Origin of the sequence: Rhodococcus sp. USK10, from assembly GCF_019378875.1 — a bacterium.
GTDB classification, from domain to species: Bacteria; Actinomycetota; Actinomycetes; order Mycobacteriales; family Mycobacteriaceae; genus Rhodococcus_F; species Rhodococcus_F pseudokoreensis.
In genome coordinates this window covers 1532735-1555126 of record NZ_CP076048.1, presented here as the reverse complement: position 1 = coordinate 1555126, position 22392 = coordinate 1532735, and the positions used below count along the sequence as shown (strand labels likewise).

17 protein-coding genes and 1 tRNA gene are annotated in these 22392 nt (G+C 69.2%); 14 read left to right on the top strand and 4 right to left on the bottom strand.

Going from position 1 to position 22392, the window contains the following annotated elements; translation table 11 throughout:
- Window position 1: 1 nt before the first annotated feature.
- Genes I1A62_RS14165 through I1A62_RS14135 form a run of 7 tightly spaced genes read left to right on the top strand, consistent with a single transcriptional unit; the run spans window position 2 to window position 7663 of the window.
- On the top strand, window positions 2–784 hold the full coding sequence (locus I1A62_RS14165) for an SDR family oxidoreductase (protein WP_124395800.1): 783 nt from the start codon (window positions 2–4) through the stop codon (window positions 782–784).
- Window positions 777–1811, top strand: a complete 1035-nt coding sequence (locus I1A62_RS14160; protein WP_219458938.1) for a phosphotransferase family protein — start codon at window positions 777–779, stop codon at window positions 1809–1811. Before I1A62_RS14165 ends, I1A62_RS14160 begins: the two co-directional genes overlap by 8 nt.
- 17 nt (window positions 1812–1828) lie before the next feature.
- On the top strand, window positions 1829–3019 hold the full coding sequence (locus tag I1A62_RS14155; RefSeq protein ID WP_219458937.1) for an acyl-CoA dehydrogenase family protein: 1191 nt from the start codon (window positions 1829–1831) through the stop codon (window positions 3017–3019).
- Window positions 3016–4116 carry an acyl-CoA dehydrogenase family protein gene (locus tag I1A62_RS14150; protein ID WP_219458936.1) on the top strand — a complete coding sequence of 367 codons (1101 nt, stop codon included), beginning with the start codon at window positions 3016–3018 and terminating at the stop codon, window positions 4114–4116. The genes I1A62_RS14155 and I1A62_RS14150 overlap by 4 nt, the downstream gene beginning before the upstream one ends.
- Before the next feature lie 35 nt (window positions 4117–4151).
- The gene (locus I1A62_RS14145; protein WP_219458935.1) at window positions 4152–5135 is read left to right on the top strand and encodes an NADPH:quinone oxidoreductase family protein; all 984 of its coding nucleotides are present in this window, start codon (window positions 4152–4154) and stop codon (window positions 5133–5135) included.
- Window positions 5136–5161: 26 nt separating this feature from the next.
- Entirely contained in the window at window positions 5162–5950 is a 789-nt protein-coding gene (locus I1A62_RS14140; protein WP_219458934.1) for an SDR family oxidoreductase, read from the top strand.
- Between the two features lie 54 nt (window positions 5951–6004).
- Window positions 6005–7663 carry an AMP-binding protein gene (locus I1A62_RS14135; protein WP_219458933.1) on the top strand — a complete coding sequence of 553 codons (1659 nt, stop codon included), beginning with the start codon at window positions 6005–6007 and terminating at the stop codon, window positions 7661–7663.
- 10 nt (window positions 7664–7673) lie between these two features.
- Here the strand turns inward: I1A62_RS14135 and I1A62_RS14130 are convergent, their stop codons facing one another.
- Together I1A62_RS14130 and I1A62_RS14125 are read right to left on the bottom strand one after the other, a co-directional pair.
- Window positions 7674–8834, bottom strand: a complete 1161-nt coding sequence (locus I1A62_RS14130; protein WP_124395807.1) for a N(5)-(carboxyethyl)ornithine synthase — start codon at window positions 8832–8834, stop codon at window positions 7674–7676.
- Window positions 8835–9044: 210 nt separating this feature from the next.
- Window positions 9045–9120, bottom strand: a tRNA-Arg gene (locus tag I1A62_RS14125).
- Window positions 9121–9285: 165 nt separating this feature from the next.
- On the opposite strand from I1A62_RS14125, the gene I1A62_RS14120 reads away from it, so the two are divergent.
- On the top strand, window positions 9286–11688 hold the full coding sequence (locus tag I1A62_RS14120) for a phosphoketolase (RefSeq protein ID WP_219458932.1): 2403 nt from the start codon (window positions 9286–9288) through the stop codon (window positions 11686–11688).
- A gap of 9 nt (window positions 11689–11697) precedes the next feature.
- Here the strand turns inward: I1A62_RS14120 and I1A62_RS14115 are convergent, their stop codons facing one another.
- Together I1A62_RS14115 and I1A62_RS14110 are read right to left on the bottom strand one after the other, a co-directional pair.
- Window positions 11698–12432 (bottom strand): DUF305 domain-containing protein, encoded by a 735-nt coding sequence (locus I1A62_RS14115; RefSeq protein ID WP_219458931.1) that lies wholly within the window; start codon window positions 12430–12432, stop codon window positions 11698–11700.
- The gene (locus I1A62_RS14110; protein WP_124395810.1) at window positions 12425–13345 is read right to left on the bottom strand and encodes a DUF3105 domain-containing protein; all 921 of its coding nucleotides are present in this window, start codon (window positions 13343–13345) and stop codon (window positions 12425–12427) included. The genes I1A62_RS14115 and I1A62_RS14110 overlap by 8 nt, the downstream gene beginning before the upstream one ends.
- Before the next feature lie 207 nt (window positions 13346–13552).
- Between I1A62_RS14110 and argS the strand changes: the two genes are divergently transcribed.
- The 6 genes from argS to rho all read left to right on the top strand — a co-directional run bounded on the left by argS (window position 13553) and on the right by rho (window position 22384).
- Complete coding sequence (gene argS, locus I1A62_RS14105; protein ID WP_219458930.1) at window positions 13553–15205, top strand: arginine--tRNA ligase; 1653 nt, start codon at window positions 13553–13555, stop codon at window positions 15203–15205.
- Entirely contained in the window at window positions 15202–16623 is a 1422-nt protein-coding gene (lysA, locus tag I1A62_RS14100; RefSeq protein ID WP_124395812.1) for a diaminopimelate decarboxylase, read from the top strand. The genes argS and lysA overlap by 4 nt, the downstream gene beginning before the upstream one ends.
- A complete protein-coding gene (locus I1A62_RS14095) occupies window positions 16620–17933 on the top strand; it encodes a homoserine dehydrogenase (RefSeq protein WP_219458929.1) in 1314 nt (437 codons plus the stop codon). Before lysA ends, I1A62_RS14095 begins: the two co-directional genes overlap by 4 nt.
- Window positions 17930–19012 carry a threonine synthase gene (gene thrC, locus I1A62_RS14090; protein WP_072946109.1) on the top strand — a complete coding sequence of 361 codons (1083 nt, stop codon included), beginning with the start codon at window positions 17930–17932 and terminating at the stop codon, window positions 19010–19012. The genes I1A62_RS14095 and thrC overlap by 4 nt, the downstream gene beginning before the upstream one ends.
- Before the next feature lie 44 nt (window positions 19013–19056).
- The gene (gene thrB, locus I1A62_RS14085) at window positions 19057–20001 is read left to right on the top strand and encodes a homoserine kinase (protein WP_124395814.1); all 945 of its coding nucleotides are present in this window, start codon (window positions 19057–19059) and stop codon (window positions 19999–20001) included.
- A 328-nt stretch (window positions 20002–20329) separates the two neighbouring features.
- The gene (gene rho, locus I1A62_RS14080; protein ID WP_219458928.1) at window positions 20330–22384 is read left to right on the top strand and encodes a transcription termination factor Rho; all 2055 of its coding nucleotides are present in this window, start codon (window positions 20330–20332) and stop codon (window positions 22382–22384) included.
- Window positions 22385–22392 lie beyond the last annotated feature (8 nt).

The window sequence follows — 22392 nt, the reverse complement described above, 5'->3', positions numbered from 1 at the left end:
CATGGCCGGACTCGACCTGACCGGACGCAGCGCGATCGTCACCGGCGCCTCGCGGGGCATCGGCCTGGCCGTCGCCCGGGCCCTCGCGGCGGCCGGCGCGAACGTGGTGCTCACCTCGCGGTCCCAGGAATCGGCGGACGCCGCCGCGGCGCAGGTCGGGGGCACCGCGATCGGCGTCGCCGCGCACGCCGTCGACGAGGAGGCCGCCCGGCGCTGCGTCGACACCACCGTCGAACGCTTCGGCAGCCTGGACATCCTGGTCAACAACGCGGGCACCAACCCCGCATTCGGGCCGGTCATCGACCAGGACCACGCACGATTCGCCAAGACCTTCGACGTGAACCTGTGGGCGCCGGTGCTGTGGACCGGCCTCGCCACGAAGGCGTGGATGGGCGAGCACGGCGGCGCCGTGGTGAACACCGCGTCCATCGGCGGCATGGCGTTCGAGGCGAACATCGGCCTGTACAACGCGTCGAAGGCCGCGCTGATCCACCTCACCAAGCAACTGGCACTGGAACTCTCACCGAAGGTTCGGGTCAACGCCGTCGCCCCCGGTGTGGTGCGGACCAAGCTGGCCGAGGCGCTGTGGAAGGACCACGAGCAGGCCGTGTCGGCGTCTACGGCGCTGGGACGGATCGGCGAACCCGAGGACATCGCGTCCGCGGTCGCGTTCCTCGTATCCGATGCCGCGAGCTGGATCACCGGCGAAACCATCGCGATCGACGGCGGGCAACTGCTCGGCGACGCAATCCCGTTCCGGCAGGGGGCTCAGCTCGGTGTCTAGCGTGGACGTCGTCGGCATCGACACCGAGGCCGTGAGCCGCTGGATCGGCACACTCGGTATCGACACTGCCGGACCGCTGACCTTCGACCGGATCGGCCTCGGCCAGTCGAACCTCACCTACCTGGTCCAGGATCGGGTAGGTGGCAGATGGGTGCTCCGGCGCCCACCCCTCGGGCACCTGCTCGCGTCGGCCCACGACGTCGCCCGCGAGGCGCGGATCCTCTCCGCCCTCGAGGACACCGCGGTACCCACCCCGCGGGTGTTCGGGCTCACCGACGACCCGGAGGTGACCGAGGTACCGCTGCTGCTGATGGAGTTCGTCGACGGACAGGTCGTCGATCGCATGTCGATCGCGGAGTCCCTGACCCCGGAACGTCGCCGGGCGATCGGCCTGTCGCTGCCGCGGACGCTGGCGAAGATCCATGCGGTGGACCTCGAGAGCACCGGTTTGACCGACCTGGCCAGCCACAAGCCGTACGCGCAGCGTCAGCTCAAGCGGTGGTCGGGTCAGTGGGAGAAGTCGAAAACCCGCGAGCTGCCCGCCCTCGACGACCTGACCGGACGGCTCACCGACTCGGTGCCGGAACAGCGGGAACTGACCCTCGTGCACGGCGACTTCCACCTGCGCAACGTCATCACCTCCCACGCGACCGGGGAGGTGACCGCCGCCCTGGACTGGGAGTTGTGCACGCTCGGCGACCCGCTCGCCGACGTCGGCAGCCTGCTCGCGTACTGGTCGGAGCTGGGCGAGACCACCGGCGGCGACTTCCCGGCGTCCACCCTCGACGGTTTCCCGGACCGGGTGGAGATCGCCGGGGTGTACCTCGACGAGACCGGACGCGACCCGAAGGCCCTGGCGTTCTGGCACGTCCTCGGCCTGTGGAAAGTGGCGGTCATAGCGGAGGGCGTCATGCGCCGCGCCCGGGACGAACCGCAGAACAAGGCGGCCGCGGGTACCCCGACCGTCGAGCGCATCGACGACCTCGTGGCCAAGGCGTGCGACGTCGCCGCCCGGGCCGGAATCTGACCGAAGGACTGAGGACGATGACCACTGACGAACAGGCGATCGCACGCGACCTGAGCGGCCGCATCGCGACCCTCCTGGAACAGAACGCCCTGTCGGATCCGGCCCGGTTCCTCGGGGCCCGATTCGACGCAGGCCTCGCGTGGGTCCACTTCCCGCCCGGGCGCGGCGGTCTGGGTCTGCCGCAGAGCTTCCAGGCGCAGGTCGACGCCGAACTCGAGGCCGCAGGGGCGCCCGGCCCGGCGAAGAGCCGCAACGGGATCGGACTGGGCATGGCCGCGCCGACCATCGCCGCGTTCGGCACCGACGAACAGCAGCAGAAGTACCTTCGGCCGATCTTCACCAGCGAGCACATCTACTGCCAGTTGTTCAGCGAACCGGGGGCAGGGTCCGACCTCGCCGCCGTCGCGACGCGAGCCGTCCGTGAAGGTGACGGCTGGACGGTCAACGGGCAGAAGGTGTGGACGTCGGGCGCGCAGAACGCGCAGAGGGCCATCCTCGTGGCCCGCACGGATCCGTCGGTGCCCAAGCACGCCGGCCTCACCTATTTCCTGTGCGACATGAGCGATCCCGGAATCGACGTCCGGCCGCTGCGGCAGATCACCGGCGAGGCCGAATTCAACGAAGTGTTCCTCACCGACGTCCACATTCCGGATTCCGATCGGCTCGGCGCCGAGGGACAGGGCTGGAAGGTGGCCACCGCGACCCTCAACAACGAGCGGGTCGCGATCGGCGGTTCCGCGGCCGCCCGCGAGAGCGGCATGATCGGACCGGTCGCCCGCGCCTGGCGCGAACAACCCGAACTCCGCGACCCCGCAATGCACGACGAACTGCTCCGGCTGTGGGTCGAAGCGGAAGTCGCCCGGCTGACCGGCGAACGGCTGCGGCAGCAACTCGAGGCCGGGCAGCCCGGCCCCGAGGGATCCGGCCTGAAGCTGGCCTTCGCCCGGCTCGCGCAGACCATCTCGGGTTTCGACATCGAACTCCACGGTGAGGCCGGGCTGCGTTACGACGACTGGACCATGCGCCGCCCGGACAAGGTCGACTTCATCGGCCGCGAACCCGGATACCGGTACCTGCGCGCGAAAGGCAACTCGATCGAGGGCGGCACGTCCGAGATCCTCCGCAACGTCATCGCGGAACGCGTCCTCGGCCTCCCGCCGGAGCACCGCGTCGACAAGGACATCGCCTGGAAGGACCTGCCCCGATGAACACCGCAGATCTGCTGTACTCCGACACGGAAGACGCCCTGCGCGACAGCGTCCGCCGGCTGCTCGCCGACCGCTGCCCGCCCGAACTGGTCGGCGGGGCGTACGACGGGACGCCCGCCGACTTCTCCGGCGTGTGGAAATCCCTCGCCGTCGACCTCGGCCTCGCCGGACTGCTCGTCCCCGAGGAAGTGGGCGGCGCCGGGGCGAGCGCACGCGAGGCCGCGGTGGTCATGGAGGAGATCGGGCGCGCCGTCGCACCCGTCCCGTACCTGTCCAGCTCCGTACTCGCGACCGTCGCCTTGCTGAAGGCGGGCGACAACGAGACGGTCGGCGCACTCGCCGACGGCACCACCACCGGTGCGCTCACGGTCGGTCTCGCGACCGCACCCGGCCGGTTCACCCCGACCGTGCGCCGGGAGGGCGACGTTCTGACCGGCACCGTGACCGGTGTCGCGGGCGCCGCGGAGGCCGACATCCTGATCATGCCGGTCGAGGGTCCGGGGGGACTCGAACTGCACACGGTGCCCGCCGGCACCGCCGGTGTCACGGTCACGCCCGTGCTCGCGCTCGACATGACCCGGCCACTGTCGGACGTCGCGTTCGACGCCGCCGCCGCCACCCGCATCGACCACGGCAACGCCGCGGACGCGGTCCGGGAGGCCCTCGTTCTCGGCGCCGCACTGCTCGCCTCCGAGCAACTCGGGCTCGCGCAGTGGTGCTTCGAGACGACGCTGGCGTACGTCAAGGACCGAACCCAGTTCGGCCGGGCCGTCGGGTCGTTCCAGGCGATCAAGCACCGCCTCGCCGACCTGTGGCTCGAAGTGACGTCCGCGGCCGCCGCCGCCCGCTACGCCGCGGACACCGCCGCCCGGGGCGACGCCGACGCCGAGGTCGCGGCCGCCGTCGCGCAGGCGTACTGCAGCGGGGTCGCGGTCCACGCCGCGGAGGAGTGCGTTCAGTTGCACGGCGGGATCGGCATGACCTGGGAATACCCCGCCCACCTGTATCTGAAGAGGGCGAAGAGCGACCAGTTGGCATTCGGCACCGCCTACCGTCACCGCGCGCACCTCGCCAGCCTGATCGACCTGCCCGCGTAACCCGGGCCCCACCACCGACAGTCAGGAAGCAATCCATGAAGGCATGGCGTGTCCACGAACTCGGCGAGCCGCGCACCGCGCTGCACCTCGAGGAGGTCCCGGACTCCACGGCAGGCCCCGGGCAGGTGCTGGTCCGGGTCCTCGCCGCCCCGGCGAACTTCCCCGACGTGCTGCTGTGCCGCGGCGAATACCAGATCAAGCCGCCGCTGCCGTTCACACCCGGAATCGAGTTGTGCGGCGAGGTGGTCGCGGTCGGGGACGGTGTCACCCGCTTCGCCGTGGGCGACCGGGTGATCGGCAACCCGAACCTGCCCGGCGGCGGATTCGCGGAGATGGCCGTGATGGACGAGGTCAATACGTTCGCGGCCCCGCCGGGGCTCGACGACGCCGAGGCGTCGGCGCTGAGCATCGGCTACCAGACGAGTTGGTTCGCACTGCACCGGCGCACGCAACTGAAGCCGGGGGAGACGCTGCTCGTGCATGCCGCCGCGGGCGGGGTGGGCAGCGCCGCGGTGCAACTGGGCAAGGCCGCGGGAGCGAAGGTCATCGGCGTCGTCGGAGGCGCCGACAAGGCCGACTACTGCCGGCGGCTGGGCGCGGATCTGGTGATCGACCGGCGCACCGAAGACTTCGTCCCGCTGGTCAAGGAATTCACCGGCGGACGCGGAGCGGACGTCGTCTACGACCCGGTCGGCGGCGACGCCTACGCGAAGTCCACCAAGTGCATCGCGTTCGAGGGCCGGATCCTGATCATCGGGTTCGCCGGCGGCACCATCCCGGCGCCCGGCCTCAATCACGCCCTGATCAAGAACTACTCCATCATCGGGCTGCACTGGGGCCTGTACAAGCAGTACAACCAGCAGGCGATCGCCGACTGCCACGAGGAGTTGACCCGCCTCGCGGAGTCCGGGGCGATCAAGCCGCTCATCAGCGAGCGGCTCTCGCTCGCGGACGTCGCCGACGGTATCGGCCGGCTCGGGGACGGCAGCACCGTCGGCCGCCTCGTCTTCCAACCCTGAGTCTTCCAACCCTGAAGGGAACGCACATGGATGCAGGTTCGCTGTTCGACGTCGCAGGCAAGACCGTGGTGGTCACCGGAGGTTCGCGGGGTATCGGCCGGATGATCGCGCAGGGATTCGTCCAGGCCGGGGCGACCGTCGTGATTTCCGCCCGCAAGGCGGAGGCGTGCGAGAAGGCCGCCGCCGAACTGTCCGCCCTCGGCCCGGGCACGTGTCACGCCCACCCCGCCGACCTGTCCACCGACGAGGGGATCGCGGGTCTGGTCGTGCGGGTCGCCGACCTCTCGCCCCGACTGGACGTCCTGGTGAACAACGCCGGTGCGACGTGGGGTGCGCCGATCGACGAGTTCCCCGCCGCCGGATTCGACAAGATCTTCGACATCAACGTCAAGGGCGTGTTCATGCTGACCCAGGCGCTGCTGCCGAGTCTGCGGGCCGCGGCGACGGACACCGACCCCGCCCGGGTGATCAACGTCGGATCGATCGACGGACTCGTCGTGTCGGGCACCGACAACTTCTCGTACGGGGCCAGCAAGGCCGCGGTCCACATGCTCACCCGCAAGCTCGCAGCGACGCTGGCCGCCGAGCGGATCACCGTCAATGCCATTGCGCCCGGACCGTTTCCGAGCAAGATGATGGCATTCATCCTGGACGATCCCGAGCAGAAGACGGCGGTCGAGGGGTCGGTGCCGCTCGGCCGGGTCGGCACACTGGAGGACGTCGCGGGCACCGCGATCTTCCTCTCCTCACGCGCCGGGGCCTACGTCACCGGCACCGTCGTCCCCGTGGACGGCGGAATGTCGGGCACGCGCTGAAGCAGCAGGTCACAAGGTCGGAACACGGAACGAGCGAGAGGCGGCACGGCGGCGATGAGCTGGTACGACGACAGGCCCTGGATGGACCGGTACGACGAGAACACACGTTCCGTGGGGGAGATCCCCGCCCGGACAGCGCTCGACATGTTCTCGGCCGCGGTCGCGTCCGCCCCGGACGGGCCCGCCGTCCGGTACCTCGGCGGCACCCTGAGCTATCGCGAGGTCGACGAACTCAGCGACGGTGTGGCCGCGTACCTCGCGGAGAACGGGTTCGGGAAGGGCGATCGGCTCGCGATCTATCTGCAGAACGTCCCGCAGTTCGTGCTGGCGTTGATCGGCACGTGGAAGGCCGGCGGGGTCGTCGTCCCGCTGAACCCGATGTACCGGGACGAGCTCGCCCACATCCTCACCGACGCCGGAGTCACCGCGATCGTGTGCAGCGAGAACGCGTGGGCCGATCGGGTGGGGGAGCGCGCGTCCGCCGCCGGTGTGCGGATCGCGCTGACCGCCAGCGAACTCGACATCCAGACGTCGGGCGACGCGCGCGTATTCGGGGGAGTGACCCGGGTGCGCGCCGACGGCGTGCCCGACCTGCTCGAGGTGGCCCGGGCACGCGCGGGTGCCGACCTGCCGGACCCCGGACTGATTCCGGACGACATCGCGCTGGTGTCCTACACATCCGGAACGAGTGGAGTCCCCAAGGGCGCCACCAACACGCACCGGAACCTCACCGTCAACAGTTCCATCCTGCGCCTGTACGAGAGCAAGCCCGCCGGGTCGCCGATCTTCGCGCTCGCCCCGCTGTTCCACATCACCGGCATGGTGTGCCAGTTGCTCACGGCGATCGACCTGGCGTCGCCCCTGATCCTCGCGTACCGGTTCGACGCCGGCGTGGTGCTCGACGCCCTCGAGCGGGAACGGCCGGTGTTCATGGTCGGCCCGTCCACCGCCTACATGGCGCTGATGGCGCACCCCGACTTCTCCGGTGAGCGCTTCGCCTCGCTGGAGGCCGTGATGTCCGGTGGCGCCCCGCTGCCACCCGCCATCGTCGAACGGTTCCGGGAGCTGACCGGCAAGTACATCCGCAACGGGTACGGGCTCACCGAGACCAGCGCGCCGTGCGTCGTCGTCCCGCCGAATCTGGAGGCGCCCGTCGATCCGTCGTCGGGCACGCTGGCGATCGGCCTGCCGCTGCCGTCCGCCGTGATCCGGATCGTCGGGGAGGACGGCGCCGACCTCGACCCACTCGAAGTCGGGGAGATCGCCGTCGACGGGCCCATGGTCGTGCCCGCGTACTGGAACAAGCCGGACGCCACGGCGCAGTCGCTGCCCGGCGGCCGGTTGCTCACCGGCGACGTGGGATTCATGGACGCCCAGGGCTGGGTGTACGTCGTCGACCGCAAGAAGGACATGATCAACGCGTCCGGTTTCAAGGTCTGGCCGCGCGAAGTCGAGGACGTCCTCTACCGGCATCCCGCAGTCCGGGAGGCGGCCGTCGTCGGCGAACCGGACAGCTACCGCGGCGAGACCGTCGCCGCATTCGTCAGCCTCCGCCCCGGGCAGACGGTGGAGACGGACGACCTCGTCGAGTACTGCCGGGAGCGGCTCGCGAGCTACAAGGCACCGCGGCGGGTCGAGATCGTCGATGAACTGCCCAAGACGGCCAGCGGGAAGATCCTCCGACGCGAGATGCGCCGCAGCACCCCCGCCTGAGCCCGGTCGATCAGGCGACGACCGGGTGCGGGTACTCCGCCGCGCGGTGCTGGAACGACAGGATCCTGGGGTTCTGCACCACTCCGTCCCGGATCTCGACGGCCCGCCGGATCGTGTCGCTGCGGTCCCAGGCGGCGGGTCCGTCGAGGACCGTCCCCAGGTGGGGAAGCAGGGCCTCGCTGATCTCCCAGGTCGCCGAATTCCACAGGTGGGACGGGCTGTGATCGACCGCGTAGTAGCGGACGTTCTCACCGATCACGAACGTCGGATCGGCGAACGACGTGGGCCGGGCCCAGCTGAAGCCCATTCCCTCGTCGCAGGACACGTCGACGACGAGGCTGCCGGGCAGGAGGGTCTCGACGTCCGAATCGATCAGGAACGTCAGCGGCGACTCCGTGTCCTGCAGGACGCAGTTGACGATGATGTCGTGCCGGGCGAGGAACCCGGCGAGCGGCATCCGGCCCTCATCCGTGGTGACGTGGCTGCGGCGCGGATCGGCGTCGTCGTGATCGAACTGCACGATCTCCGCGGAGTGGATCGGCGAGCTCACGGCGGTGACCCCGCGCTGGGTGACGACATGGACGTCGTGGATGCCCAGGGCGTTCAGTGCGGTCACGGCGCCGCGGGCGGTGGCACCGAAGCCGAGGACCACCGCGCGGAGGCGGCGACCGTAGTCGCCGGTCGAACCCGCGATCGACAGCGCGTGCAACACCGAGCTGTATCCGGCGAGTTCGTTGTTCTTGTGGAAGACATGAAGCTGGAACGACCCCTCGGCGCTCCAGTGGTTCATGGCTTCGAACGCGATCAACGTGAGGTGGCGATCGACGGCCACCTGGGTGAGCTCGGTGTCCTGGACGCAGTGCGGCCACCCCCACAGGATCTGGCCGTCTCGCAGGTCCGCCAGATCCTTCGCGAGAGGTTTGGGCAGCAGGAGGACATCGGAGTGCTCGATCAGCTGCTCCCGGGTGCGCAGCCCTCCCACCGACAGGGCCAGCTGTTCGTCGGACACGCCGAAGGGCTCGCCGTAGCCGTACTCGAGATGGATGCGCCCACGGAGGTCGGCGTCGATCCGGTCGAAGTGGAGCGGATGGATCGGGAGCCGGCGTTCGTCGGTCTTACTCGAACGCGCGACGACGCCGAGGGTGAGTGGATGAGAGCGGTGTTGCTGCACAGGGGTGTCCCTTGGTCGACACTGCCGGAGAGAGTCTTCGGCAGAGAGTTGTTGCCGCGGAACCTGCAATGAAGGAGGCCAGCGTTCGATCGATGTGCGCGGCATGTGCCGGCGCGGCTGCAGCTCTCGACAAGGCCCGAGGAGATCACTCGGGGAAGACTGGTAGCACCAGAGAAAAACTGCGCCGCGGCAATGCGGCGCAGTGTCTCGTGGTGCCCCCGGCAGGATTCGAACCTGCGACCTTTCGCTCCGGAGGCGAACGCTCTATCCCCTGAGCTACGGGGGCGCACCGGAAAACCGGTGTGCCGATTGGGCTGGCCAATGGTAGCGCATAGGTAGGGGGATCGACCAAATCGGTCCCCTACTTCGTGGACTCGCCCCGGTAGAGGCCCGAACACGCCTAGTGTCGGGAGGACGTGGACGCTCGCGAACTCTCGGGGAGGGGTCGAGAATGACCGATGTACGGCAGCCGGGATCGCAGGATTCCGACGGGCACTATTCCGATGCCGACCTCGAGTCGGACCTGCGGTGGTGGGCGGCGGCCAACTACCTGACGGTCGCGCAGATCTACCTGCAGGACAACACGCTTCTACGGGAGCCGCTGCGCCCGGAACACATCAAACCCCGGCTGCTCGGGCACTGGGGAACGAGTCCGGGGCTGTCGATGATCTACGCCCTGCTGAACCGTCTCATCCGCCGGACCGACACCGACTGCCTCTACGTGACCGGTCCCGGTCACGGTGGTCCGGCGCTCGTCGCCGCCACGTACCTGGAGGGGACGTACTCGGAGGTGTATCCGGGCGTGTCCCGCGACGCCGCCGGTATCCAGCGGCTGTGCAGGCAGTTCTCGACGCCGGGCGGCATCCCGAGTCACGTCAGTGTGCAGACTCCGGGCAGCATCCACGAGGGCGGCGAACTCGGCTACGCGCTTGCGCACGCCGCCGGGGCGGCGTTCGACCACCCGAATCTGTTGGTGGCGTGCGTGATCGGAGACGGAGAGGCGGAGACGGGACCGCTGTCCGCGTCGTGGAAACTGCCCGCATTCCTCAATCCGGAACGCGACGGGGCGGTGGTGCCGATCCTGCACGTCAACGGTGCGAAGATCGCCGGGCCCACCGTGTACGGCCGTAGCAGCGACGCCGACGTCGAGGATTTTCTCGGCGGTCAGGGCTGGGCGCCGGTCGTCGTCTCCGGCGACGACCCACGGCAGGTGTTCCCCGCGCTGTATCGCGCCCTGACCGACGCGCACACCACGATCTCCGACCTCCGGCGGGAGGCGCGGGCGGGCCGTCGCAGCGCCGCCAAGTGGCCGGCGATCGTGCTGCGGACCCCCAAGGGCTGGACCGGCCCGCACACCGTCGACGGCGTGCTCGTCGAGGGCACCCACCGGGCGCACCAGGTTCCGCTGTCGGGGGTCCGGACCGACGAGGCGCACCTGCGTCAACTCGAGGAGTGGCTGCGGTCGTACCGCCCGGACGAACTGTTCGACTCCTCCGGCGCACTCGTGCCCGACCTCGTGCGGCTGGCGCCGCAAGGCGACAAGAGGATGGGTTCGTCGCCGTACGCGAACGGCGGCCGCCTGCGCGCGGATCTTCCGGTGCCGCCCCTGGAGAAGTACGCGCTCCCCATCGACAAACCGGGCACCACCCATCACGAGACCACCCGGGTGCTCGGGGAATTGCTCCGCGACCTCTACGCCGCCACCACCACGCCCGACGGCGGTGGATACTTCCGGCTGTTCTGCCCGGACGAAACGTCCAGCAACCGGTTGGGCGCCGTCTTCGAGGTGACCGACCGGTGCTGGCAGCTGCCGGTCACCGACTACGACGACGGACTGTCGGCCCGTGGCCGGGTGATGGAGGTGCTCAGCGAGCACCTCTGCGAGGGCTGGCTGGAGGGGTACCTGCTGTCGGGGCGGCACGGGCTGTTCGCCAGCTACGAGGCCTTCGCGATGGTGAGCGTGTCGATGCTGATCCAGCACACCAAGTGGCTGCAGCATGCGGTGGATCTGCCGTGGCGGGCGCCGGTGGCGTCGCTGAACGTCCTGCTCACCAGCACCTGCTGGCGCAACGACCACAACGGGTTCAGCCACCAGGGGCCGGGCATGATCGATGCCGTCGTCCCGCTCGCACCGGACGTGGTCCGAGTGTGGCTTCCACCGGACTCGAACACCCTGCTCTCGATCGCCGACCACTGCCTCCGCAGCACCGATCACGTCAACCTCATCGTGGTCGACAAGCAGCCGCACCTGCAGTACCTGACCCTCGCGGAGGCGCACGCGCACTGCGCGGCCGGGGCGTCGGTGTGGGAGTGGGCGGGAACGGAGTCTTCTGCGGGCGCCGAACCGGACGTCGTGCTCGCCGCCGCCGGGGACGTCCCGACCCAGGAAATTCTCGCCGCCGCGCAGTTGCTGCGCGAACACACCCCGGAACTGGTCACCCGGGTGGTCAACGTCGTCGACCTGATGGGGCTGCTCACACCCACCGAGCACCCGCACGGATTCGACGCGCGCACGTTCCTCGACCTCTTCACCGCGGACACGCACGTGGTGTTCGCGTTCCACGGGTACTCGCGCGCCGTCCACGAGTTGCTGCACGGACGTCCCGCACCGGACCGCTTCCATGTCCGCGGATTCAGCGAACAGGGCACCACGACCACACCGTTCGACATGGTCGTGCTCAACCGGATGAGCCGCTACCACCTCGCGCTCGCCGCGCTGCGCCGCACCAGGCGGGAACCGGCCGGTGCCACGGAGTTGGCCGACTTCTGCCTGCGGCAACTCGAACGGCACGGCGAATACGTCGTCGCGCACCTCGAGGACATGCCCGAGGTGCGCGAGTGGACGTGGTCGTAACTCCGGACGTCAGTTCATCGGCAGGGGAGCGGCGCCCTTCGCGGTGAGCATGTTCGTCATCACCGTCGCTTCGCTCTGCTGGGTGTCCACCATCGTCTGCGCGAGGCCGCGGACTGCGTCTTCCGACGCGTGCTGGGCCGCGTACTCCATCATCGGGAGCCCGCCCTGGTGGTGCCGCAGCATCAGCTGGAGGTACAGGACGTCGACGGCCGGGCCGGTGGCCTGACGCAACGCGGCCATGTCCTCAGACGACGCCATGCCGGGCATCTTCGACATCGACCCCATGTGCGTGTTCTCGGCGGTCCCGTGGGTGTGACCGTCCGAGTGCTCCGATTCCATCCAGCCCATGTAGCCGCCGGACGGCAGCGCCGGCTGATCCCACAGCGCGAGCCAGCCCTGCATCTGTCCGAGCTGGTTCTGCTGGGTGGTGAGGATGTCGTACGCGAGGCTGCGGACCGCCGGGTCGGTGGCACCCGCCAGCGCGATCGCCGACATCTCCACCGCCTGGCTGTGATGCACGCTCATGTCCTGCGCGAATCCGACATCGACGGAACCGGCCTCGGGAACCGGGGTACCGGAGTCCTCGAGCGGAAGCCGGGCGAGGAACCCCAGTGCGAATCCGAGGGCGATGGCGCCGATCAGCCCGATGACCAGGAGCGCTGTGCGCTGGCTGGGCCGGGCCGGGGCCGCCTCGTCGACGGAATCGGTCTCGGGTCCGTGCCCGGTGTCGGCGGAACTAGCCATTGCCGCCCTCGGCCGGGGCCTGCTGCAGATCGGACGGCAGCTGCAGGTCGGACGGGAGCTGCATGCCGCTCGGCAGCTGCGCTCCCGCGCCGCCGGATTCCGACTGGTCGGGGTTGATACCGCCACCGTCCATCGGCACCGCGTCCGCGCCCGGCGTGGACGGGTCGAACGGCGGCGGGTTGTCCGGGTCGAAACCGGAGCCCGGGATGGACGAGCAGCTCGCGCCGACCTCCGGGTAGGTGTTCTTGTTGATCCGCAGCGCGGTGATGAACTGGTCGATGCGCTCGTCGTCGACGCTGTCCACCTTCAACTGGTGGCCCCACGACTGCAGGGAGACGGGGCTGTCGAGGCCCGGGTACGGCGACATCAGCGTGTACGTCTCGCCGTCCACCTTGTCCTTCAGCGTCTCGACCTGGTCGGCGGACAGCTCGTCCGGGTTGTAGGCGATCCACACGGCGCCGTGCTCGAGCGAGTGCACCGCGTTCTCGGTGCGGATCGCGTTCGGGTAGACCGTGCCGGTGCACGTCGCCCAGATGGCGTCGTGCGGGCCGCCGAACGGCGGCGACTGGTCGTACGCGACGCGCTGCGTCGGCTGGATGTGGATGCCTGCCGGGTAGTCGACCTTCAGGACGCCGTCGATGTTGACCGACGGGTCGGGGTTCTCGGCGCTCGGCGCGTACTTCGCGGCCTCTTCCTTGGCCTGATACTTGGGAATCAGGTTGATCGCGAGGACCGCCACGAGCGCGAGAACGGCCGCTCCGGCGCCGATCGTCAGCCAGGGGATGTTCCGGGGAGCGGACGCGCCGCCCTTGATTTTCGTGCCGCCGCTCTTCTTCTTGGCGGCCTTGATGGCCTTCGCCGACTTCGCGCCCGAGTTCTTATCGGGACCGCGACTTTCCGAACCGCTTGGCATCGATTGTGATCTTTCGGTGTGTGGGTTACGGGCGCTCGACCCCCGGTGACCGGGAGCTGAGAGCCGGGACTCAGGGCGATCCCACTCTACTTACCCACCCTGAGCGCAACCTGGGAGAGTGGCCGGGCCCACGCTCGCCTGCGGTCGCCGGGACTCGCGGGAAGCCGGATCACCGCTCGGGACGCGTTGGCCATAGGATAGATACCTGTGACTCCAGCTGACCTTGCCGAACTGCTCCGCGGAACCGCCGCGAAAGTGCTCGCCGAACGCGGACTCGACGTGTCCGTGCTTCCCGAAACTCTCACGGTCGAGCGTCCGCGCAATCCCGAGCACGGCGATTACGCCACCAACGTCGCGATGCAGGTGGCCAAGAAGGTCGGTACCAACCCGCGTGAGCTGGCCGGCTGGCTCGCCGACGCGCTGACCGCGGCCGAGGGCATCGACAGCGCCGACATCGCGGGCCCGGGCTTCCTCAACATCCGCCTGGCCGCCGACGCACAGGGTGCGATCGTCGCGAAGATCCTCGAGGCGGGTACGGCGTTCGGGTCCGGCCACACGCTGGACGGCAAGAAGATCAACCTCGAGTTCGTCTCCGCGAACCCCACCGGCCCCATCCACCTCGGCGGAACCCGCTGGGCCGCCGTCGGCGACGCGCTCGGGCGGATCCTGTCCACCCAGGGCGCGGCGGTCACGCGTGAGTACTACTTCAACGACCACGGCGCCCAGATCGACCGGTTCTCCCGTTCGCTGATCGCGGCCGCCAAGGGCGAACCCGCCCCCGAGGACGGATACGCGGGCGCCTACATCGCCGACATCGCCGCCGACGTGCAGCAACAGCGCCCCGACGTGCTGGACCTGCCCGCGGGGGAGCAGCAGGAGGTCTTCCGCGCCATCGGCGTCGACCTGATGTTCGCGCACATCAAGCGCACCCTGCACGAGTTCGGCGTCGACTTCGATGTCTACTTCCACGAGAACTCGCTGTTCGAGTCCGGCGCGGTGGAGAAGGCCGTCCAGACGCTGAAGGACTCCGGCAACCTCTTCCCGGAGGACGGCGCCTGGTGGCTCAAGAGCACCGACTTCGGCGACGACAAGGACCGGGTGGTCATCAAGAGCGACGGCAACGCGGCGTACATCGCCGGCGACATCGCCTACTTCCAGGACAAGCGCTCCCGCGGCTTCGACCTGTGCATCTACATGCTCGGTGCGGACCACCACGGGTACATCGGCCGGCTGAAGGCGGCCGCGGCCGCCTTCGGTGACGACCCCGACACGGTCGAGGTGCTCATCGGCCAGATGGTGAACCTGGTCCGAGAAGGCGTGGCCGTGAAGATGAGCAAGCGCGCCGGCACCGTCATCACCCTGGACGATCTGGTCGAGGCGATCGGCGTCGACGCGTCGCGGTACGCGATGATCCGGTCGTCGGTGGATTCGAGCATCGACATCGACCTCGAACTGTGGACGAGCACCGGCAACGAGAACCCGGTGTACTACGTGCAGTACGCGCACGCCCGGCTGTCGGCCATCGCCCGCAACGCCGCCGACCTCGGTATCGCCGTCACGGATCCCGACCTCTCACTGCTGGTCTCGGAGCAGGAGGGCGATCTGATCCGCACCCTCGGCGAGTACCCGCGGGTCGTGACCAGCGCCGCGAATCTGCGTGAGCCGCACCGTATCGCGCGGTATCTCGAGGAACTGGCCGGCGCCTACCACCGGTTCTACGGTGCCTGCCGCATCCTGCCCCAGGGCGACGAAGAGGTCGGCCCGCTGCACATCGCGCGACTGGCGCTGTGCGACGCGTCCCGTCAGGTCCTGGCCAACGGACTCGCCCTGCTCGGCGTCAGCGCACCGGAGCAGATGTGAGCGCGCACCCCGCCGGTCCCAAGCACGCCGAGCAACTGCACGCGCCCGGTCTGCCCGAACGTCCCGCCGACGCGGCAGCATTCGCCGCACTCTCCCCCGAGGTGTGGCCGCGCAACGCGCGCCGCGCCGCGGACGGGGTAGTCAGCCTCGCGGGCATCCCGGTCACCGAACTGGCCGAGAAGTACGGCACCCCACTGTTCGTCGTCGACGAGGACGACTTCCGGTCCCGCTGCCGCGACATGGCCCGCGCCTTCGGGCCGACGGCCAAGGTGCACTACGCGTCGAAGGCGTTCCTGTGCGGCGAGATCGCCCGCTGGGTCGCCGACGAGGGCCTGTCCCTGGACGTCGCTTCGGGCGGCGAACTCGCGGTCGCACTGCACGCCGGATTCCCGGCGGAGCGAATTGCCATGCACGGCAACAACAAATCGGTCACCGAGCTGACCGCCGCGGTGAAGGCCCGGGTCGGGCACATCGTGCTCGACTCCGCCACGGAGATCGACCGCCTCGACAAGGTGGCCGCCGAAGCCGGTGTGGTGCAGGACGTTCTGATCCGCGTGACCGTCGGAGTCGAGGCGCACACCCACGAGTTCATCTCCACCGCCCACGAGGACCAGAAGTTCGGGTTCTCGCTCGCCGGCGGAAAGGCGATCGACGCGGTCCGGCGGGTCTTCGCCGCCGACAACCTGCGACTGGTGGGCCTCCACAGCCACATCGGTTCGCAGATATTCGACGTCGACGGCTTCGAGTTGGCCGCGCACCGCGTGATCGGCCTCCTGCGGGACGTCGTCGCGGAGTTCGGCGTCGAGAAGACCGCTCAGATCTCGATCATCGACCTCGGCGGCGGCATGGGCATCTCCTACGTCCCCTCCGACGACCCGCCGCCGGTCGACCAGCTCGCCGCCAAACTCGGCGACATCGTGCGCCACGAATCGGCGCTCGCCGGACTGCCGGAGCCGACGCTGGCCGTCGAACCCGGCCGCGCGATCGCCGGACCCGGCACGGTGACGCTGTACGAGGTCGGCACCATCAAGGACGTCACCGTCGGAAGCAATCTCACCCGGCGGTACGTCAGCGTCGACGGCGGAATGAGCGACAACATCCGCACCGCGCTGTACCAGGCGGAGTACGAGGCCAAACTGGTCTCGCGGGTCAGCGACGCGGCGCCGGTGGTGTCCCGCGTCGTCGGCAAGCACTGCGAGTCCGGTGACATCGTTATCCGCGACACCTGGATGCCCGAGGACATCGACGCCGGCGATTTGCTCGCCGTCGCGGCCACCGGTGCATACTGCTATTCGATGTCGAGCAGGTACAACCTGCTCGCCCGCCCTGCCGTGGTGGCTGTGCGCGACGGACAGTCGCGCGTGATCCTCCGGAGGGAAACCGTGGAAGACCTGTTGAGCTTGGAGGTACAAGAGTGACGAGCGAATCGGCGCATCGCGCTATCGGTGTGGCCGTCCTCGGTCTCGGAAACGTCGGGAGCGAGGTCGTGCGCATCCTGCGGGAGCACAGCGAAGACCTCGAGGCTCGCGTCGGCGCCCCGCTGGAACTGCGTGGAGTGGCCGTCCGCCGCCCCGGCAAGGACCGCGGAATTCCCGAGGAGTTGCAGACCACCGACGCGGAGGCTCTCGTGGCCCGCGACGACGTCGACCTGGTCGTCGAGGTGATCGGCGGCATGGATCTGCCCCGCAAGCTGATTCTCTCGGCGCTGAACTCCGGCAAGTCCGTCGTCACCGCCAACAAGGCGCTCCTCGCCGATCACACCGGTGAACTGGCCGAGGCCGCGGAACTGCACAACGTCGACCTCTACTTCGAGGCCGCCGTGGCCGGCGCGATCCCCGTGATCCGCCCGCTCATCCAGTCGCTCGCCGGCGACCGGGTGAACAAGGTCGCCGGAATCGTGAACGGGACCACCAACTTCATCCTGTCGGCGATGGACGAGACCGGCGCGGACTACGCCGCGACCCTCGCCGAGGCCGGACGCCTGGGATATGCCGAGGCCGATCCGACCGCCGACGTGGAGGGCTACGACGCCGCGGCCAAGGCCGCCATCCTCGCGTCGATCGCGTTCCACACCCGCGTCACCGCCGCCGACGTGTACCGCGAGGGGATCTCCAAGATCACCGCGGCCGACCTGACGTCGGCTCGCGCGCTCAACTGCACGATCAAGCTGCTGTCCATCTGCGAGCGGATCACCACCGCCGAGGGCAAGGAACGGATCTCCGCTCGGGTCTACCCGGCTCTCGTGCCGCTGGAGCACCCGCTGGCTTCGGTCAACGGTGCGTTCAACGCTGTCGTCGTCGAGGCGGAGAACGCCGGACGCCTGATGTTCTACGGTCAGGGCGCCGGCGGCGCCCCCACCGCGTCGGCCGTGATGGGCGACCTGGTCATGGCCGCGCGCAACAAGGTGAACGGTGGCCGCGGACCCCGCGAGTCCAAGTACGCCAAGCTGAAGATCGCGCCGATCGGCGACATCCCCACCCGCTACTACGTCAACATGCAGGTAGCGGACAAGGCCGGGGTCCTGTCGGCGGTGGCTGCCGAATTCTCGCAGCACGGCGTCAGCATCTCCACCGTGCGGCAGGAAGGTGCCGGCGACGGCGCCCGCCTCGTCGTCGTGACCCACGTCGCGACGGATTCTGCCCTGTCGGAAACCGTTGAGGCCCTGAGCAAACTCGAATTCGTCACCGCTGTGACCAGCGTGCTGCGACTGGAAGGCACCGAACAATGACCGGCACCCGTAACCCCGTTCACACCCCCTGGCCGGGGCTGATCGAGGCTTACCGCGACCGCCTCGCCATCGGACCGAACTGGAAGACGGTCACCCTGCGCGAGGGCGGCACCCCGCTGCTGCCCGCCGGGCACCTCTCGGAGATCACCGGTTGCGACGTCTACCTGAAGGTCGAGGGGCTCAACCCCACCGGTTCGTTCAAGGACCGCGGCATGACGATGGCCGTCACCGATGCGCTGGCCCGGGGTCAGCAGGCCGTCCTGTGCGCGTCGACGGGTAACACGTCCGCCTCCGCCGCCGCGTACGCCGCGAAGGCGAAGATGACCTGCGCCGTGCTGGTGCCGCAGGGCAAGATCGCGATGGGCAAGCTCGCGCAGGCCGTCATGCACGGTGCGCGGATCATCCAGGTGCAGGGCAACTTCGACGACTGCCTCGAACTGGCCCGCAAGACCACCGCGGAATTCCCCACGATCGGGCTCGTGAACTCGGTCAACCCGGTCCGCATCGAGGGTCAGAAGACCGCGGCGTTCGAGATCTGCGACGCCCTCGGCAAGGCCCCCGACGTGCACGCCCTCCCGGTCGGCAACGCCGGCAACATCACCGCCTACTGGCGCGGGTACTCCGAGTACTACGCGGACGGGCTCACCAGTGTGAAGCCCCGCATGCTCGGCGTGCAGGCCGCGGGCGCGGCGCCGCTCGTCCACGGTGCGCCGGTGAAGGACCCGGAGACCATCGCGACCGCGATCCGCATCGGCTCCCCGGCCTCCTGGAACGGTGCGGTCACCGCCAAGGAAGAGTCGCACGGCGCCTTCCGGGCCGCCACCGACGACGAGATCCTCGAGGCGTACCGGCTGATCGCCCGGACCGAAGGGGTCTTCGTCGAACCGGCCTCCGCCGCGAGCGTTGCGGGCCTGCTCGCCGCCCGCAAGGAGGGCTGGCTGGACTCCGGGCTGACCGTCGTCTGCACGGTCACCGGCAACGGCCTCAAGGACCCCGACACGGCGTTGGCGGGTATGCCTGAGGTCCAACCGATCCCGGTTGACCCTGTCGCTGTCGCCTCGGCCCTCGAGCTGGCGTAGTGGGGGCGCCCACGCCCACCACGCCGCAGGACCAGACCGCCGCCATGACACAGACCCTCCCCGCGGGCCTCACCGTGACCGCCCGCGTTCCTGCGTCGAGCGCCAACCTCGGCCCGGGTTTCGACACGCTGGGCATCGCGCTCGGACTGTACGACGAGATCACCGTGACGACCACGGCTTCGGGGCTGAACATCCGGGTCGAGGGTGAGGGCGCCGACGACGTGCCGTGGGGTCCGTCCCATCTGGTGGTCCGGGCGATCGAACGCGGCCTGGAATCGGCGGGTGTGTGGGCCGACGGCCTGGATGTGGTGTGCCGCAACGTGATACCCCATTCGCGGGGTCTCGGATCCTCCGCCTCCGCCGTCGTCGGGGGACTGGCGGCCGCCAACGGCCTGGCGATCAAGCTCGACCCCGAACTCGGGCTGTCGCCCGATCAGCTCGTCCAGCTGTCGTCCGAATTCGAAGGGCACCCCGACAACGCGTCGGCGAGCGTGCTCGGCGGCGCCGTCGTGTCGTGGAGCTGCGCGGGTGAGCAGGCCGACGGAGCCCCCGCGGCCACCGACATCTACTCGGCCGTCGCGCTGAAGGTGCACCCCGCGATCCGGGTCGTCGCACTGGTTCCGGGGGAGCGTTCGTCGACGGCCCACACGCGGGGTCTGTTGCCGGAGACGGTTCCCCACCGGGACGCCGCATTCAACGTCAGTCGTGGGGCCCTCGCTGTGGTGGCGCTCACAGAGCGTCCCGACCTTCTCATGGCCGCCACCGAGGACCGGCTGCATCAGACGCAGCGCGCTCCGGCCCTTCCGCTGACGACGCGATGGATCGCCGTCCTCCGTAAGGCGGGTATCGCCGCCACCGTCTCCGGAGCCGGACCGACCGTCCTCGCATTGACCACGGACCCTTTCCCCGTGGAACTTCGAGCACAGGCCGAGGCCGAGGGTTTGCAGGTTCTCGAACTGGACGTAGCCGACGGCGTCCGGACCAGCTGACACGCCGTAGGGGCGTCTCCTTGCCCCTACGGGCGTTCACAGCTATCCTGGGCAATGTCCGTACATCGTGCGCATCAGACGCCGGTGCTTCACCAGGGCAATTACTCCAGGTCAATCGGGGTTGACGGCTCCTGGCACGATCCTCCGCACTATCTGTCGTGTAGGGATTGCGAGTACGCGCCTGTTTCAAGGGTGATGTGATGGCGGGCAAGCCGGCAGTTCTTCACATGCAACTACGTACGGCACATCCGAATTCGGTATTCGAAACCGAATTACGGGACGAACCCTCGACTCTGCGCAGCGCGAGTGAGGGAAGGAAAGGACCTCCGTGACCGATACGGACCTCATCGCCGCTCCTGTGCGCGCCTCCTCGGTGGATACCGTTGGCGCGCAGGCAGGCGACTCTTCACAGGCGTCATCAGTGACGGCCTCCACAAAGCGCGCCGACGCGCGCCGAGGTGCCGGGCTGTCCGGAATGGTGCTCACCGAGCTCCGCTCTCTCGCAGGTGAGCTGGGCATCAAGGGCATTTCGGGGATGCGCAAGGGCGACCTGATCGCCGCGATCAAGGAGCGTCAGGGCGGCTCTGCAGCCCCGGCCGCTGCCGCGACCGAAACCGCTCCCCGGACCCGGGCGACGCGCGCAAAGCGCGAACAGTCCGCTCAGACCGAACTCGAAGTGACTCCGCAGGCGGAGCCCGCCGAGAAGGCCGCCGAGCCCAAGACGGCCGAACCCACGACGGCCGACGGCGCAGCCGGCGACACCGACACCGCCGAAGGCGGACGTCGTGGCCGCCAGCGCCGCGGATCCGCGCGTCGGGCAGGCGCTCCCGAGCAGGGTGACCAGGGCGGCAACGCTCAGGACACCGCCTCGGCGACTGCCACCGACACGCAGCAGGCCGAGCGCAAACAGGCCGAAGACCGTCAGGATACCGCCGAGAAGCCCGCCAAGCAGGACGGCTCCGGCGAGCAGGGCGGCGACCGCAACCGACGTGAGCGTGGCGGCGACCGCGGTGATCGCGGCGAGACCCGCGGTGACCGGGGCGAACGTGGCGATCGCGACAACCGCGGCGACCGCAGCCAGGGCGGCAACGGCCCGCGCACCAACGACAACCGCCCCGGCGACGACGAGGAAGGCGGTCGCGGACGCCGCGGACGTCGCTTCCGTGAACGTCGTCGTGGACGCGACCGCGGCGAAGGCGGCGGCGGCGACGTCCGCGAGACCGAGATCCGCGAGGACGACGTCCTGCAGCCGGTCGCGGGCATCCTGGACGTTCTCGACAACTACGCGTTCGTGCGGACCTCCGGCTACCTGGCCGGTCCGAACGACGTCTACGTGTCGATGAACCTGATCCGCAAGAACGGTCTCCGTCGTGGTGACGCCATCACCGGCGCCGTCCGGGTGGGACGCGAGGGCGATCAGGCCAACCAGCGGCAGAAGTTCAACCCGCTGGTCCGCATCGACACCGTCAACGGCGGCGACATCGAAGCGGCCAAGAAGCGCCCCGAGTTCGGCAAGCTCACGCCGCTGTACCCGAATCAGCGGCTGCGGCTGGAGACGACGCCGAACATCCTGACGACGCGTGTCATCGACCTGGTGATGCCGATCGGCAAGGGACAGCGTGCGCTGATCGTGAGCCCGCCGAAGGCCGGTAAGACCAGCGTTCTGCAGGCCATCGCGAACGCCATCGCGACCAACAACCCCGAGTGCTACCTCATGGTCGTGCTGGTCGACGAGCGTCCCGAAGAGGTCACCGACATGCAGCGTTCGGTGAAGGGCGAGGTCATCTCCTCGACCTTCGACCGCCCGCCGGGAGACCACACCTCGGTCGCCGAGCTCGCCATCGAGCGTGCGAAGCGCCTGGTGGAGGCGGGTAAGGACGTCGTCGTCCTCCTCGACTCGATCACCCGCCTCGGCCGTGCGTACAACAACTCGTCGCCGGCGTCGGGACGCATCCTCTCCGGTGGTGTCGACTCGACCGCGCTGTACCCGCCGAAGCGTTTCCTCGGTGCTGCGCGCAACATCGAGAACGGCGGTTCGCTCACGATCATCGCGACGGCCATGGTCGAGACCGGTTCCACCGGCGACACCGTGATCTTCGAGGAGTTCAAGGGCACCGGCAACGCCGAGCTGAAGCTCGACCGCAAGATCGCGGAACGTCGTGTGTTCCCGGCCGTGGACGTGAACCCCTCGGGCACACGTAAGGACGAGCTGCTGCTCAGCCCGGACGAGGCGGCGGTGCTGCACAAGCTCCGGCGCGTGCTCTCCGGACTCGATTCGCATCAGGCCATCGATCTGCTGATCGACCGGCTCAAGAAGAGCAAGAGCAACCTCGAATTCCTCATGCAGGTGTCGAAGACTGCTCCGGGCGCGATCGACGACTGATCATCGAC

What these genes read in the sequence shown, in the direction of transcription:
- I1A62_RS14165 (WP_124395800.1), top strand. Translation starts at nt 2, where the DNA reads ATGGCCGGACTCGACCTGACCGGACGCAGCGCGATCGTCACCGGCGCC.
- I1A62_RS14155 (WP_219458937.1), top strand. Translation starts at nt 1,829, where the DNA reads ATGACCACTGACGAACAGGCGATCGCACGCGACCTGAGCGGCCGCATC.
- I1A62_RS14150 (WP_219458936.1), top strand. Translation starts at nt 3,016, where the DNA reads ATGAACACCGCAGATCTGCTGTACTCCGACACGGAAGACGCCCTGCGC.
- I1A62_RS14145 (WP_219458935.1), top strand. Translation starts at nt 4,152, where the DNA reads ATGAAGGCATGGCGTGTCCACGAACTCGGCGAGCCGCGCACCGCGCTG.
- I1A62_RS14140 (WP_219458934.1), top strand. Translation starts at nt 5,162, where the DNA reads ATGGATGCAGGTTCGCTGTTCGACGTCGCAGGCAAGACCGTGGTGGTC.
- I1A62_RS14135 (WP_219458933.1), top strand. Translation starts at nt 6,005, where the DNA reads ATGAGCTGGTACGACGACAGGCCCTGGATGGACCGGTACGACGAGAAC.
- I1A62_RS14120 (WP_219458932.1), top strand. Translation starts at nt 9,286, where the DNA reads ATGACCGATGTACGGCAGCCGGGATCGCAGGATTCCGACGGGCACTAT.
- I1A62_RS14115 (WP_219458931.1), bottom strand. Translation starts at nt 12,432, where the DNA reads ATGGCTAGTTCCGCCGACACCGGGCACGGACCCGAGACCGATTCCGTC.
- I1A62_RS14110 (WP_124395810.1), bottom strand. Translation starts at nt 13,345, where the DNA reads ATGCCAAGCGGTTCGGAAAGTCGCGGTCCCGATAAGAACTCGGGCGCG.
- thrC (WP_072946109.1), top strand. Translation starts at nt 17,930, where the DNA reads ATGACCGGCACCCGTAACCCCGTTCACACCCCCTGGCCGGGGCTGATC.
- thrB (WP_124395814.1), top strand. Translation starts at nt 19,057, where the DNA reads ATGACACAGACCCTCCCCGCGGGCCTCACCGTGACCGCCCGCGTTCCT.